The following is a 15,353-nucleotide window of genomic DNA, read 5'->3' on the forward strand; positions in this document are numbered from 1 at the left end:
TTGTAATAGGCAATGAATTCGATTTTATAAGAATAGGGTAGTTGAGCACTCTTATACATAATAACTTCGCTGTACATAATGACTTGGTTTTTTATTGCTGTCCATATCACTCTTCAGTATTCTGAACATTAAGTATTCAGAATGAGATTTGGGTATGCAGAAATTTGTCAAAAATATCAGGTTATTAATCAACGCCATCAATTCCGTCACTCCGATGGGAGTTGCGATTGTATCCCTTTCGGTGGCTGTGTTGGCGTTGTTGTTGGAGATAGCAAAAGTTTTTAGTTAAAGGAGGAAAAGTTGATGGATTTATTGGTTCATAATTGGATCCCCGTTCGCCCGATGGCAGGGGGAACACCCACTACAATTTCTTTGCAAACATTATTGTGTTCGGACGAGCAATGGATTTTATGTTTACCCAGAGATGATATGGAGCTATCTGCCCTCCAGTTGCTGGTTTGCCTCACTCAGGTGATTTGGACACCGCAAGATGATCAGACTTTGCACCTGCGTATAAAACAGCCGCTGACATCTGACGACTTCGTTCAGGGAATTTCTGCCTGGAGTGATACTTTTCAGCTTGATCACCCCGATATGCCATTTATGCAGTTCAAAGGTGTGTCAGCCAATGACGTGACCAGTATGGATAAGTTGTTAGCTGGATTGACTGGTGCCACCAACTGCACCTTCATTAATGAACCGGGGCAAGGGGATGCATTGTGTGGTGGCTGTACCGCTATTGCCTTGTTTAACAAGGCTAATAATGCGCCTAGTTTTGGTGGGGGATTTAAAAGTGGTTTACGTGGAGGCGCCCCCGTTACCACTCTATTACAGGCAATAAATAGCCGTTATGCTGATCTACGCACGACGATCTGGTTGAATGTACTAACACAACCTTATCTGCAACAATTGCTTAGCGAAGACTTGCAGGCTAAACAATTGCCAGTATGGCAAGAACCGATTCAGGCAGGTGCAACCATTCCTGCGACACATATCGGTTTACTAAGAGGGTTGTTCTGGCAACCCAACCATATTGAATTATGCCCCCCAGTGGGAGTTGGTCAGTGCAGCGGTTGCGGACAACAAGCCACACAACGCTATACGGGTTTCCTGAAAGAAAAGTTTAATTTCTCGGTGGAGGGCGTGTGGCCACATCCCCACTCTCCGCGTGTATTACAGGTAAAACAAGGAGTGGTGGAAGAGAAATTCCTGGCCTTCACAACCTCTGCGCCTTCATGGACTCAAATCAGCCGTTTACTGGTCAGTCGTGAAGCGGATACAAAAGAAGGGCATCGCCCTGCTGCTGTGGTGGATCAAAGCAGAAGCGTGTTTTCCAAGGCTCGGATGCAATTGATTGTCGGTGGTTATCGTAATAATCAGGCGTCAATTTTGGAGCGACGGCATGATGTGATGGTTGTTAATCAGGGCTGGCAAACCCATCCTGAAGTGATTAACGAAGTTGTCGGAATTGGCCTGGGATATAAGACAGCTTTGCGTAAGGCACTTTACATCTTTGCGGAAGGTATCAAAGAGAATGATATCAAAGGGGCTGGAATAGCGGTGCATGAAAAGGGAGAGCGAGAATATTACCGACAGAGTGACTTGCTTATCCCTAATTTGTTGGCATCTATCGATTTTACACAGGCAGATGAGTGCTTAGAGCAATTGAAGAAAAGTCTAAATAATTTATGTATTAATCTTTTTGAACAAGTGACCGCACCTTATTGCCATCACTCCAAGCTGGTCAAAGCACTGGCTGTTGCCCGCCGTAGCCTACATAAACAACTCGCCGCTTTGCGTCAGCCTCAAGGAGAATAAAATATGTCGTTTGATTCTGATTTTGATCCACTTGCTCTCTACAAAGCTTGGAATGAACTGGATAATGGTGCCTGTGCCCAACTTAGGCGCGTGACCGAGCCTGAAAAATTAAGGGATATTCCCGCTTTTTACCGGCTGGTCAAACCTTTCGACTGGAAGGATGAAGAAAAGCAATGGCCATTGCTCCGTATGGTGTTTTGTCTGAGTGCAGGGAAAGAGGTTATCAAGCATATCGAACTGGATGAAAAAAATCCCAAAGGTATTAGTCTGGGTAAGGCGTTGGCAGATAGTGAACGTATCAGTGAACGCCGGCTGTACCAAGTGTTGCGTGCAGATTGGCCTAACGATATGGTGCAGTTGCGTCGTTTGCTTATCCATGCTGAACCTAAGCTTTACTGGCCAGCGCTGGCCAAGCAATTAATACGGTGGAATCAACATGCTCGCCGTCAGATCTTAGAAGATTTCATACTTGCTCTTCCTCCTCAAAAGAAAACCGCATAAGGACGTAACATAATGAACAATTTTATTAATTTCCATGTATTAATCTCCCATAGCCCGGCTTGCCTGAACCGTGATGATATGAACATGCAAAAAGACGCTATCTTTGGTGGCAAGCGTCGGGTGCGTATTTCCAGTCAAAGTCTTAAACGAGCAATGCGTAAAAGCGATTACTACATGCGATATCTAGGGGAGTCGAGTATTCGAACTATTCAATTGGCTGAATTTAGAAATGTTTTACATGAACGTTTAGGAACACGCTTTGAAACAGCATTGATCGATCGTTCACTGACACTACTGGCTGGAGAAAAAATTGATGATTCGGAGGAAATTCTTGGGGGTGCCATATCTCCCTGGGTCGTAGGCGAAGTCGCCTGGTTCTGTGAACAGGTTGTTCAGGCAGATGCTGAAGGAGTGGATGACAAGAAACTGACAAAACAACTGAAACCAAACATTGCGGCTATGCGCGCTAATTTACAAAATGGCGTTGATCTGGCATTAAGTGGCCGTATGGCGACTAGCGGTATGATGAAGGAATTGGGTAAAGTGGATGGGGCGATGTCTATTGCACACGCCATCACTACCCATACTGTGGCATCGGATATTGACTGGTTTTCTGCTGTTGATGATTTAAAAGATTTGGGATCTGCTCATTTGGGGACGCAGGAATTCTCTGCGGGGGTATTCTACCGTTATGCCAGCCTGAATTTTGCGCAATTACAGGAAAATCTCGGCGGTATTGAACGCAGCAAGGCGTTAGATATTGCTGCACATCTGGCGCATATGTTGGCGACGGAAACCCCGAATGCGAAACAACGTACATTCGCGGCATTTAATCCAGCAGATTTGGTCATCGTCAACTTTTCTGATGTACCCGTGTCTATGGCCAACGCTTTTGAAGCACCTGTCAAAGCAAAGCAGGATGGCTATCTCAAACCCTCTATTGACGCTTTCACAGATTATTGGAACCGTGTTGCCCAAGTTTATGGACTCACTGGACCAGCCGCACAATTTTCTTTGCTGGATACAGAGCTTCCGAAAGGTGTTGTATCCAAATCAGGGTTAGAAGAGCTGAAAAACTGGATCCGTAATAACGGTGAGGGTTAAATATGGCTTCTTATCTCATATTACGCCTTTCCGGCCCCATGCAGTTTTGGGGGCAACCCACATTTGAAGGTATACGTCCCACCGCTAATTTTCCCACTCGTAGTGGTTTACTAGGGTTGCTTGGAGCATGTCTTGGGATACGCCGAAATGATAAAGAATCACTTCAGGCCTTGTCTGACAGTGTACGTTTTGCAGTGCGCTGTGATGATCATAAATTGGACGAGGAGTTTGTGAGGTTGAGCAAAATTACGGATTATCACACCATTAAGGATGCCAGAGTTGATTACGTTAGTCTGAAAAGGCATGACATCATTCAAACTTGGCGTGAATATCTCTGTGATGCGCACTTTACCGTCGCAGTTTGGTGTTTACCTGATAGTCATTACCAGTTAGAAAGCTTAGTTGCTGCCGTTCAAAAGCCTTGGTTTACTCCTTATTTAGGGAGACGTAGTTGCCCGTTGAGTCATCCACTCTATTTGGGACAATGTGAGGCAGATAATCCCCGATTAGCATTAAATCAATTTGGTGATGGGGGAACGATTTATAGTGAAGAGGCAATCGATTCAAAAGGATATCCTTTACGCGCACGGGATGAGCCTATTGTTGCCTTGCCACGTCAGTTTTCGACGCATGATTGGTTTGTTATTCAGGGAGATTCGCCATGTTCTTAAGCAAAGTTTGGATTGACTGGCGATGGGCAAAAGATCCCTATCAACTGCATCGGGCTTTGTGGCAACTTTTTCCTCATCGTCCTAATGATGCACGTGATTTTCTTTTTCGGATTGAGGCTCAGAGCTTTGGCCGAGGTGCGGAAGCTTTATTGCAATCAGTACAGGCACCTTCGTCAGCGCAAGCGGCTCAGGTTATCGTGAGTAAACCTATTCAGTGGTCTATTCCGGATGGTGCTAAGCTACGTTTTAAGTTACGGGCTAATCCGATTAAGACTATTAAAGACGGAGAACAGCGCCGTGATCGCAACGGTAAGATCAAAAGTTGCCGAGTACCTCTCATTCATGAGGAGGAACAGTTGCAATGGTTATCACGCAAATTAGCAGGAGCGGCGCTGTTATCGACGGCTTGGGTAACACCGGAATCCTCCATCTATTTTTACAAAGATGATATTAGGGGGAAAATTCAGCCAGTATGCTTTGAAGGGCAAATCATCGTACAGGAAAATGAAGATTTTATTGCTCTTTTAAATCAAGGAATTGGACCGGCTAAAGCTATGGGTTGTGGTTTACTCTCTTTGTCTTTGAGTTAGAAATGAGCCTCGTAGCATAAATTTTTCGTATAGGGAATTTCGGTAGATCGGAATGGTTTAAGTTTTATCTTTTTTAACGTTTTGAAAAATAAATATTTTTATATTTGATAAAATGCGATTTTTAAGTAAAAAACGTGGTAGAATTTTTTCTTTCAAAGAAATTTTTTAAAAACAAATAGATATGATTAGTCTGTTCCCCGTGAGTACGGGGATAAACCGTGAATGGGCTAATTATTCTCAGTAGTTCAGAGCTGTTCCCCGTGAGTACGGGGATAAACCGTCCATTTTCCTTATCTAATCACAAATACATTACTGTTCCCCGTGAGTACGGGGATAAACCGGAGATTGCATGTACACTCCATGGAACCCCAATCCTGTTCCCCGTGAGTACGGGGATAAACCGATAGAGCTGACATTGTTTCAGGTTTTCCTGTACTGTTCCCCGTGAGTACGGGGATAAACCGATTTTTGCATCACGTAAGTATGCATTCTTCTGCTGTTCCCCGTGAGTACGGGGATAAACCGGTAGGATTGATTGTTGACGAGTTCTTTGGTGCCTGTTCCCCGTGAGTACGGGGATAAACCGTTCAATAAAAATGTGTATTTTGTCCATCTTCACTGTTCCCCGTGAGTACGGGGATAAACCGTGTCGAACTGCTGAACGGTGTCTTCACTGGCCCTGTTCCCCGTGAGTACGGGGATAAACCGCCAGTTTTTTTGCTATAGATTTTGGTATTTCACTGTTCCCCGTGAGTACGGGGATAAACCGCCAGATAAGCAGCCGCGTTTATCCCATACTCTCTGTTCCCCGTGAGTACGGGGATAAACCGAACATTTCGGAATGGGAGACCAAGTTTAACGGCTGTTCCCCGTGAGTACGGGGATAAACCGCTCTGGCAATCACGCATTGAGAACAACAAAGACTGTTCCCCGTGAGTACGGGGATAAACCGTTGAATAGCATGGGAGATGCAACCAATGACCACTGTTCCCCGTGAGTACGGGGATAAACCGCAGCGTATTGAGAAGCACAGTCACGAAATTGGCCTGTTCCCCGTGAGTACGGGGATAAACCGAAACTTGCAATCGACATAAAAACTATAAACAGCTGTTCCCCGTGAGTACGGGGATAAACCGTATTTGAAGATACTCTATTTTTTAATCCTTTGCTGTTCCCCGTGAGTACGGGGATAAACCGCCCATAGGTTGGGACAAGATCTTACATCTGGGCTGTTCCCCGTGAGTACGGGGATAAACCGCAAAAAAATTAATACGGAACAAGAGCGTTTAACTGTTCCCCGTGAGTACGGGGATAAACCTCTGTCTGTACCATAAGTACAATAATAATCCACCTGTTCCCCGTGAGTACGGGGATAAACCTCTGTCTGTACCATAAGTACAATAATAATCCACCTGTTCCCCGTGAGTACGGGGATAAACCGTAGTTTTCTAGTGCGCTATAGGCTTCTTTGTGCCTGTTCCCCGTGAGTACGGGGATAAACCGCCTATCATCAAGATTATGGTGATCCAGGCGGGCTGTTCCCCGTGAGTACGGGGATAAACCGGTCTCATGTGGCTACAACGCCGAATATCGTCACTGTTCCCCGTGAGTACGGGGATAAACCGCCTCAGCAGACGGCAAAGAGGCGGCGATCCTGCTGTTCCCCGTGAGTACGGGGATAAACCGCCCATGAATGGAAGTTTTAATGTTAGAATTGGCTGTTCCCCGTGAGTACGGGGATAAACCGTTAGTTGGGGTTTCGCACGGTGCTATTTCGCACTGTTCCCCGTGAGTACGGGGATAAACCGATCACCGCCTCCGATGCCTGAGCTGCCCAAAACTGTTCCCCGTGAGTACGGGGATAAATCGTCAGGTTCGAATCCACCGAGATCAACCCCATTCTGCTCCCCATGCATACGGAAATAAATAATAGTGTTCATCTCTATTTAATCTTTGCAACTTATTGATAATCTGTATCGCTATAAAAATATCGTTGAGTCGTTGAGGTATAAGGGAATAGCGAGTTTCCAGCATGATGGAAGGGATATGTTAGATCCTATTGAAAATAAGACAGATTAAAAATGGTTGAAAGCGTCCTATAGTAAACTATTTCCATTCGGTAAAATTCGGAGCAAAATAGGGTACATTGTTATCATTCATAAAATAGTAATAAAAAATGACATATTGTCATTGTTTCAGCTTTCAATTTGGGCTTACTGCGTTTATGATGCGCGCTTCGTATTTTCAACCGGCGCCACTGGCTTTGAGCTTTAGCGGAGAAATGATGCCTCCTGCTAGCTAACACAGTCTTTTCCCGTGGCGGTTCTATCTGCATTATTCAAAGGGATAGATGATAGCATAAATGACTGAGAACACCTCTCTGACACCACTCGTTGAATTGAAAGCCTTGAGTAAGGGCTTCGACGGTAAACAAGTTATTTCACAGCTCGATCTGACAATCAATGATGGCGAGTTCCTGACCATTCTTGGGCCATCCGGTTGTGGCAAAACCACAGTACTTCGTCTGATTGCAGGGCTAGAAGATGCAGACAGCGGCAAAATTTTATTGGAAGGGCAGGATATTACCGATATCCCCGCCGAACACCGTCATGTTAATACGGTTTTCCAAAGTTATGCCCTATTCCCTCACATGACTGTATTTGAAAATGTTGCTTTTGGGCTTCGGATGCAGAAAACACCGGAAAAAGAGATTGCTCCGCGTGTTGAGGAAGCATTGCGTATGGTTCAGCTTGAAGAGTTTGCCCAGCGTAAACCTACCCAGCTTTCCGGCGGCCAACAGCAACGTGTGGCGATTGCCCGTGCGGTTGTCAATAAACCGAAAGTTTTGTTGCTGGATGAATCTCTGTCTGCACTCGACTACAAGTTGCGTAAGCAGATGCAAAATGAGCTAAAGGCGCTCCAGCGTAAGCTCGGCATCACCTTTATCTTCGTGACCCACGATCAGGAAGAAGCTCTGGTCATGTCAGACCGCATCGTGGTTATGCGTGACGGGCGCATTGAACAGGATGGCTCTCCGCGTGAGATTTACGAAGAGCCGAAAAACCTGTTTGTTGCCCGCTTTATCGGCGAAATCAATATCTTTGATGCTGAAGTGCTCTATCGTATTGATGAGCAGCGGATACGCGCCAATGTCGAAGGCCACGAATGTGATATTTTCACGTCGTTGCCAGTGATGGTAGGGCAAACGTTGAAAGTATTGCTGCGCCCGGAAGACCTGCGCGTGGAAGAGATCAACAACGGTGAACAGGTATCGGGTCTGATTGGTTATGTTCGTGAGCGTAACTACAAGGGGATGACATTGGATTCCGTGGTCGAAATGGAAAATGGCAAGATGGTCATGGTGAGCGAATTCTTCAACGAAGACGATCCTGATGTTGACCATTCCCTGAACCAGAAGATTGCCGTTACTTGGGTAGAAAGCTGGGAGGTTGTGCTGGTCGATGAAGAAGACGCGTAAACTATTCCAGAATATCGTCATTACGGGCATCGTATCTTGGCTGATGCTGTTCGTCTTTTTGCCGAACCTGATGATCATCGGAACCAGCTTCCTGACCCGTGATGATGCCAATTTAGTGCAGATGATATTCTCGCTGGATAACTATAGCCGATTGTTCGATCCGCTATATGCCGAGGTGCTGCTGCATTCACTGAATATGGCGATTGTAGCGACGCTCTGTTGTCTGGTGATTGGCTATCCATTCGCTTTTTTCTTGGCTCGTATGTCGAAGAAACTGCGTCCTCTGATGCTATTCCTGTTAATCGTACCGTTTTGGACGAACTCGTTAATCCGTATTTATGGTTTAAAGATGTTCCTCAGTACCCGCGGATATTTGAATGATTTTTTGATGTGGGTGGGGATTATCGATAAACCGTTGCGCATCATGTATACCCCTGAGGCGGTTATACTGGGTTTGGTTTACATCTTGCTGCCGTTTATGGTGATGCCGCTCTATTCCAGTATTGAGAAGCTGGATAAATCTTGTCTGGAAGCGGCGCGCGATTTGGGGGCGGGGAAATTGCAAACCTTTATCCGCATCATTGTGCCACTGACCATGCCGGGCATTATCGCTGGTTGTTTACTGGTATTGCTGCCAGCGATGGGGCTGTTCTACGTGGCTGACTTGATGGGTGGGGCAAAGAACCTGCTGATCGGTAACGTGATTAAGAGCCAATTTCTCAACATCCGTGACTGGCCGTTTGGCGCGGCGACCAGCATCTGCTTAACGTTGGTAATGGGGCTGATGTTATTGGTTTATTATCGTGCGGCTAAGCTACTGAACAAAAAGGTGGAGCTGGAATGATCGGACGCCTGTTGCGCGGTGGCTTCATGACCATCGTTTATGCTTACCTGTATATCCCGATTATTATCCTGTTGGTAAGCTCGTTTAACCAATCACGCTTTGGCATTCGCTGGCAGGGTTTTACCACCGAATGGTATAGCCTGCTATTCACCAATGATAGCCTGCTCCAAGCGGCAGGCCATTCCCTGACGATGGCGGTAACTTCCGCCACGTTTGCCACCTTAATTGGCTCCCTGACGGCGGTCGCCTTGTATCGTTACTCATTCCGTGGCAAAAAGTTTGTTGGCGGTATGCTGTTTGTCGTGATGATGTCGCCAGATATTGTGATGGCGATTTCATTGCTGGTGCTGTTTATGCTGCTTGGTGTCTCATTGGGATTCTGGTCACTACTATTTTCGCATATCACCTTTTGTTTGCCATTTGTGGTGATAACGGTTTACTCCCGCCTGAAAGACTTCGATGTCAAAATGCTGGAAGCAGCGCGTGATTTGGGGGCTGGTGAATTAACTATCCTGCGGAAAATCATCCTGCCGCTGGCGATGCCGGCGGTTATGGCCGGTTGGTTACTGAGTTTTACCCTATCGATGGATGATGTGGTTGTTTCTTCATTCGTGACAGGGCCAAGCTATGAAATCTTGCCACTTAAGATCTATTCCATGGTAAAAGTGGGAATTTCGCCGGAAGTGAACGCATTGGCAACGATTTTATTAGTTATGTCGTTAGTTTTGGTGATGATTAGCCAATTTGTGATGCGTGATCGCACAGGTAAGTCTTAATCTTCTTTTAAGCGTGGTTGTGGGTTGGCCACGCTTTTATTTCAGAATTTCTTTCATATACACCGATTCAGCAAGAAATAAGTCGCTTTACCCCATTAAATGTCACTTTTATAATAGCCCCCTTTTCGGGGATAGGTTCACGCCGAACCTATATATGATACTAACGCACCAACTACGAGGGGAAACACGACATGAAAAACAACATGAAAAAGTGGTTCTGTCTGTTAGCCGCTGGGATGATGGCATTAAGCATTGGTTCGGTGAATGCCGCTGCCGCTGATGATGGCAAGACGCTGTATTTCTACAACTGGACTGAATACGTTCCGCCTGGTTTGCTTAACCAGTTCACTAAAGAAACTGGGATTAAGGTGATTTATTCCACCTATGAATCCAACGAGAGCATGTACACCAAGCTGAAAACCTATAAAGACGGCGCTTATGATTTAGTAGTTCCATCCACTTACTTTGTCTCAAAGATGAGTAAGGAAGGGATGTTGCAAAAAATCGATACCAGTAAATTGAACAACTTCCATAACCTTGATCCTAACCTGCTCCATAAGTCTTTTGACCCGAATAACGATTACTCTATCCCTTATATTTGGGGTGCCACGGCGATTGGCGTCAATAAAGATAATATTGATCCCAAGTCCCTCTCTTCTTGGGCTGATCTTTGGAAACCAGAGTACAAAAGTAGCTTAGTACTGACTGATGATGCACGTGAAGTCTTCCAGATGGCGTTGCTGAAATTAGGGTATTCCGGTAATACCACTGATCCGAAAGAGATTGAGGCCGCTTATCAGGAACTGAGAAAACTGATGCCCAATGTACTGGCATTTAACTCTGACAACCCAGCCAACCCATTTATGGAAGGTGAGGCGGATATCGGTATGATGTGGAACGGCTCTGCTTATGTTGCGCGTCAGGCGGGTACACCGGTTGAGATTATTTGGCCGAAAGAGGGTGGAATTTTCTGGATGGATAGCCTGGCTATACCAGCGAATGCCAAGAATGTCGATGGCGCGATGGAATTGATCGATTTCTTGTTGCGTCCCGAAATTGCGGCGCAGGTTGCCAAGAAAATTGGTTACCCAACGCCGAATATGGAAGCGAAAAAATTACTGCCAAAATCTATGACAGAGGACAAGACCCTGTACCCAGATGAAGCTGTGATCAAAAAAGGCGAATGGCAGAGCGATGTTGGCAATGCCAATATCCTGTACGAAGAGTACTTCCAAAAATTGAAAGCAAGTCAGTGATCTGAAATCCAAATTGAATTACTGGGGGAGCTTTGGCTTCCCCTTTTTTAATGATCAATAAGGTTTCGCCAAAAATATTAAAGGTTGGATTCAGTCAGAATCCGGCTAATACCAATTTTCCAACAGTGTGACCGTTTTCGAGTATCTGATGTGCTGCACGCAGATTCTCAGCATTGATTTTGCCAACGACTTGCGTGGCTGTGGATATATCGCTCCGCGACATTTTTAGACAGTTGACAGTGTCGTAGCCCTTTAATTTTTAAACTAAAACGTTTTAGTTTTAATTGAGTATATGAACGGATTTTGGTTGAGTCAATACTGACAGTATTATCTGTATATGTCCTTTGGCAATAGTAACAAAAGGTCTGGCGGTTAAGAACGATTAAATACCTCCGAACAGAGGCTCCTTATTCAGAAGAATAATCTCGGTATTTTTATTCTTCCATATGAAAGGTTGAATCTCCAGCAGGGTATTTTTTCCTCCCGTGCTATATTGCTTGGGAACTAATCCTGTTGATGCGGCAAGATCACGACTTTTGGCATATTATCGGCCATCTCCCAATTGTGAAGAAAGTAAAATACAGTGGCGCTTTGGCGTATGCGGATACGAGAACGGTTCAGGTTAGGTAAAAAGCGGGACGAAAAGCGCGTGATGCACACTGCGAAGTTCGTTATGCGGCTGTGACCGTAAAAATCCCTGCAAATAAAATCGGTGACTCTGTCCCGTTGTACTCTGTCGGTTGTCAAGAAACGGGAAATCATGACGGCTTGAGCTGGCACATTCTGACCTCAGAGCCAGTGAAAACAAAAGAAGATGCCAAGTGTATTCTCGATTACTACGAAAAACGTTGGCTGATTGAAGAATTTCACAAAGCGCCTCCTTGAGGGTTACTTGCTTGCACAGTCTCTTGAGCTATAGATGTGATCAAGAGACAGCGACATTAGCGCCCTCAGAAATCATGAGAAGATTGAAGGGAAGGACAGCGAGTAAATTGTTTGAAGAGTTTTCGCATCGTTCAGCCGATGCGTATCCGGACTTTCAATCCGTTAATCACCCACCGACTTGAGTCGGTGGGTGTTGAGTTGAGCCTATCACTATAAAGAAGGAACAGTCATCATGACATAATATGGGGTACGGCTGTAGTATACTAATGACCAATATCGCCTCACAAAGCGAGCAATCATAACGGCATACCTATCAGACGTTATATTGTTCGCTTTTTACTCAGTTATGTTGTTAGAAAAAGTCTATTAGAGAATGTAGTTAAAGGGTTTTAATATATAATTTTTTTTTATATTAATGTATTGACACCTATTTGTTTGAATGTAATCTGGTTTAAAAATATCAGTAAGATATGCATGTATTGAATAGTTAGTTGTTATAATATGCTTCTGTCTTTTTTATTGTAAAAAAACGATTGGCTATTCCAAACCGGAAGAAATATATGACAAAGTGATGAATGTATTTATTGATGCGTGAAAACTACGTTTATAACCATTCAATACATGACCCGATTCCTCTTGATAAATATTTCACTAACAATATAAAAAGGTAATAATATGAGTACTACTTCTGAAAGCTTAACTATTGATTTTAAAGGCACTGATGTTTTTCAAGGTTCCAGTATTATTATAATACCCACTTATACTGGAGATAAAAAACATAAGGTAGTTACAGGTAGTAATATTACTCTTACAAACATATCAAATAATCCTAATGTGGAAATAGAGGTTTATGAAGATAATCATAGAAAAAAAGATGTTGATGTTACGAACAATAAAATAAAAATACCGTATATTGTTAAAGTAAAAAACAGTACGGATAAATCAGATATCAAGTTAGAAGTTACAACTAATGTTGCTAACTCTAATATTAAACAGACTATTACTTGTAAGCAACATCAACATAAAGAAGAAGACCTTAACCTATCATCCTTAAACCCGATAGTTATAGGTAGTAGTTTTATCGAAGATTTGACCCCGGTAGCTGATGGAGCAACACCTAATGACAATACTAATGCACACTTGAATGTGGTAATATATCCGAGAAAAAAAGATAACACTGTGATGAAAAATTGCCAGATTGCATTACATGTAGATAATATAAACTATATACGTTTGTATGATGGCAACACAGAGATTTTCCCTTTTAATAACAATATGTATTACATTAATACGGGTGATGATGGTAATCTTAAGATAAAATTCTTTCCCAAAAAAATGACTGAACCATATGTAAGAGAAATAAATATTTCTACAATTATTGGCGATGAAACAGCTAAATCCACACAAAAGGCCTTGTTTATTACAAAAGATATTCTTCCTTCTGACAATATGGATGCACCTATAATTGAGAATATGAGTGGAGATAAGATATATCCTCCATCAAATATAAGCGATAACAAATTTAATGTTAGAATACCTAGATCCGATATGATTCAACCAAACGACACTGTGTATATTATGAGCGATGTCGGTAGTCAGAGTGCAGCTACACTATGCACGTCAGAAATATATGGTAACAGATTTCTTAACGACCAACCTTTTAAGGTCCTTTATAATATTTTTACCGCACTTGAAACTAATACTCTGTATTACTATATTGTGACGTCAGGGACGGATGCCTACAGATCAAAAGATTTACTTTTTAAATTGGCTGATAGCATAGATTATCGGCCACCGAGAGGAAAATTAGAACGGGTTACAATTTCGGATGGCATGGGAGGTGAAATTGAAGAATATACTGTCTTTGGTATAGAGTCGGTTAATCAAGGGGTGGTATGTGTTGTTCCCGTTGGTGGTGATAATCAAGTAAAATCAGGAGATACTATTACACTCTATTTAGCCATAAATGCATATAATCCTAATACAGGTAGTTTATTTTTTGAAAATCCACAGTTAAATACAATAACTATAGCGGATAAGGATGTCCACGCAGGCCATGTTCAGATCAATATTGATAAAAATAAGTTATTAAACGTTCATACAGATCTTGATGGTAACCCTTCGCCTATGTATATATATTATATTAGTGGTCAACAAGAATATTCAAAGAGTTGGATGGGATTTCTTGATACCGTTCCTTTGGATTCTGATTAAGTACTAGTAATTATCTAATAACTTGTAGTGTGGATAATACCTCTACAGGGTTCCACTTCACTTTCCGAGGTGGGAGGTACAATACATTGTTAAATGACTATCCTAAATAATATGTGAATGCAAGAAGATCTATTTTCATGCTTATATTTAACTGAAGTTTTATTTTAAATTTTAATGGAAAAAATGATGAATATAATTCAAAAAAACAACCCTCTTAAAAAACCCACGCTGCCACAAAAAGACGAAAACGGGGTTATTGATGTTAGTAAAATGGAAAATGATTTTATGCTGGTTGTTATTGATCATTTTGATACTGAAAAACCAAAAGAAAAACTAAATATATTATTGAATGGTGTCCAAGCTGAGTATTATTTTATAGAGAATCCCGTTCCCTTTACTATACATATAAAAATACCTTTTTCTAGTCTATCTTATGAGGATTACACTGTTACTTATACAGTAACTGATGTCGCTAATATCGGTTATTCTGAGCCAGATTATGTTAAAATAATTAATTCTGAACTTACGTCAACCCCTTCTCTTTCTTTGAAAGAGATAACAGATAATCGTGTAATTGCGACCTTAAGTAACGATCAAGAAAATATCGGTGTCAAATTTTATATCGCTACGCGTATCCCTAGCAATCCTGAGCTTTACACATATATAAATACGAGTGATGGAAATTGGTCACCACTTATCATACTGCCAGCCACAGCCAAAGATGGTTCTTATATTATTATCCAATCTAACGCTGGCTATTATACATATATTTCTACAACCAGTAAACCTTCTCCTGATTTTCTTATGTATACAAATAATAAATTCGTATTTAAATATTCACTTAACAATAGAAAATGGACTCATTGCTCTGGAAATAATGAATTTCCTACCAGCGGCGATAATGTAAAGTATATGACTCCAAATGATGTAATTACTTCAGCTAATTTCATGAGTGGTGGCCAATATGCTGACGCATCTACTGACCCACGAGGTCAGGCAATAATGAAAGTCATAGATAATGAAACAGAGTCTGTAACTGTTTTTGCTATGCTAGAGAGTGATAGCAGTATATATGATAGTGTGGAACTTAATTTCATGTCTGATACAAATTAAAATTTCACACATCTAATTTGGCTAAATAGCTTTTCAAAATAGTAGGCAAATCAAAGAAACTCAGTCCTATTTTTGTGAACTTTTTAATCGCAAAACCAAAAAA

The 15,353-nt window shown here is 42.6% G+C and carries 13 protein-coding genes, 2 pseudogenes and 1 CRISPR repeat array; of the genes and pseudogenes, 14 read left to right on the plus strand and 1 reads right to left on the minus strand.

What is annotated here, in order from left to right; translation table 11 throughout:
- Positions 1-154 precede the first annotated feature (154 nt).
- From Xentx_RS19785 to potD, 10 genes are all read left to right on the plus strand, one after another.
- Positions 155-289: a hypothetical protein gene (locus Xentx_RS19785; RefSeq protein ID WP_279625085.1), complete on the plus strand. Its 135-nt coding sequence runs from the start codon at positions 155-157 to the stop codon at positions 287-289.
- A gap of 14 nt (positions 290-303) precedes the next feature.
- The gene (gene casA, locus Xentx_RS09245; RefSeq protein ID WP_074019963.1) at positions 304-1,818 is read left to right on the plus strand and encodes a type I-E CRISPR-associated protein Cse1/CasA; all 1,515 of its coding nucleotides are present in this window, start codon (positions 304-306) and stop codon (positions 1,816-1,818) included.
- 3 nt (positions 1,819-1,821) lie between these two features.
- Entirely contained in the window at positions 1,822-2,319 is a 498-nt protein-coding gene (gene casB, locus Xentx_RS09250) for a type I-E CRISPR-associated protein Cse2/CasB (protein WP_074019964.1), read from the plus strand.
- 12 nt (positions 2,320-2,331) lie between these two features.
- On the plus strand, positions 2,332-3,423 hold the full coding sequence (cas7e, locus tag Xentx_RS09255) for a type I-E CRISPR-associated protein Cas7/Cse4/CasC (RefSeq protein WP_074019965.1): 1,092 nt from the start codon (positions 2,332-2,334) through the stop codon (positions 3,421-3,423).
- Between the two features lie 2 nt (positions 3,424-3,425).
- A complete protein-coding gene (cas5e, locus tag Xentx_RS09260) occupies positions 3,426-4,094 on the plus strand; it encodes a type I-E CRISPR-associated protein Cas5/CasD (RefSeq protein ID WP_074019966.1) in 669 nt (222 codons plus the stop codon).
- Positions 4,085-4,684 (plus strand): type I-E CRISPR-associated protein Cas6/Cse3/CasE, encoded by a 600-nt coding sequence (gene cas6e, locus Xentx_RS09265; protein ID WP_074019967.1) that lies wholly within the window; start codon positions 4,085-4,087, stop codon positions 4,682-4,684. The genes cas5e and cas6e overlap by 10 nt, the downstream gene beginning before the upstream one ends.
- Positions 4,685-4,874: 190 nt before the next feature.
- Positions 4,875-6,553: direct repeats of the CRISPR family, unit length 29 nt; unit sequence CTGTTCCCCGTGAGTACGGGGATAAACCG.
- Positions 6,554-7,046: 493 nt separating this feature from the next.
- The gene (gene potA, locus Xentx_RS09270) at positions 7,047-8,162 is read left to right on the plus strand and encodes a spermidine/putrescine ABC transporter ATP-binding protein PotA (RefSeq protein WP_074019968.1); all 1,116 of its coding nucleotides are present in this window, start codon (positions 7,047-7,049) and stop codon (positions 8,160-8,162) included.
- A complete protein-coding gene (gene potB, locus Xentx_RS09275; protein ID WP_074019969.1) occupies positions 8,146-9,006 on the plus strand; it encodes a spermidine/putrescine ABC transporter permease PotB in 861 nt (286 codons plus the stop codon). The genes potA and potB overlap by 17 nt, the downstream gene beginning before the upstream one ends.
- Positions 9,003-9,782: a spermidine/putrescine ABC transporter permease PotC gene (gene potC, locus Xentx_RS09280; protein WP_074019970.1), complete on the plus strand. Its 780-nt coding sequence runs from the start codon at positions 9,003-9,005 to the stop codon at positions 9,780-9,782. The genes potB and potC overlap by 4 nt, the downstream gene beginning before the upstream one ends.
- A 203-nt stretch (positions 9,783-9,985) precedes the next feature.
- Positions 9,986-11,038, plus strand: coding sequence for a spermidine/putrescine ABC transporter substrate-binding protein PotD (gene potD, locus Xentx_RS09290; RefSeq protein WP_074019972.1), 1,053 nt, complete (start codon positions 9,986-9,988; stop codon positions 11,036-11,038).
- A 457-nt stretch (positions 11,039-11,495) separates the two neighbouring features.
- On the opposite strand, the pseudogene Xentx_RS18795 reads toward potD, so the two are convergent.
- Positions 11,496-11,615, minus strand: a pseudogene (locus tag Xentx_RS18795) (transposase); the annotation flags it as partial.
- Between the two features lie 104 nt (positions 11,616-11,719).
- On the opposite strand from Xentx_RS18795, the gene Xentx_RS09300 reads away from it, so the two are divergent.
- The 4 genes and pseudogenes from Xentx_RS09300 to Xentx_RS09315 all read left to right on the plus strand — a co-directional run bounded on the left by Xentx_RS09300 (position 11,720) and on the right by Xentx_RS09315 (position 15,250).
- Positions 11,720-11,923: a hypothetical protein gene (locus tag Xentx_RS09300; protein ID WP_074019973.1), complete on the plus strand. Its 204-nt coding sequence runs from the start codon at positions 11,720-11,722 to the stop codon at positions 11,921-11,923.
- A gap of 53 nt (positions 11,924-11,976) precedes the next feature.
- Positions 11,977-12,051: pseudogene (locus Xentx_RS09305) on the plus strand (IS200/IS605 family transposase); the annotation flags it as partial.
- 547 nt (positions 12,052-12,598) lie between these two features.
- The gene (locus Xentx_RS09310) at positions 12,599-14,137 is read left to right on the plus strand and encodes a hypothetical protein (RefSeq protein ID WP_074019974.1); all 1,539 of its coding nucleotides are present in this window, start codon (positions 12,599-12,601) and stop codon (positions 14,135-14,137) included.
- A gap of 183 nt (positions 14,138-14,320) precedes the next feature.
- On the plus strand, positions 14,321-15,250 hold the full coding sequence (locus Xentx_RS09315; protein ID WP_139292465.1) for a hypothetical protein: 930 nt from the start codon (positions 14,321-14,323) through the stop codon (positions 15,248-15,250).
- The last annotated feature ends 103 nt before the right edge of the window (positions 15,251-15,353 follow it).

Origin of the sequence: Xenorhabdus thuongxuanensis (genome assembly GCF_001908095.1) — a bacterium.
GTDB classification, from domain to species: Bacteria; Pseudomonadota; Gammaproteobacteria; order Enterobacterales; family Enterobacteriaceae; genus Xenorhabdus; species Xenorhabdus thuongxuanensis.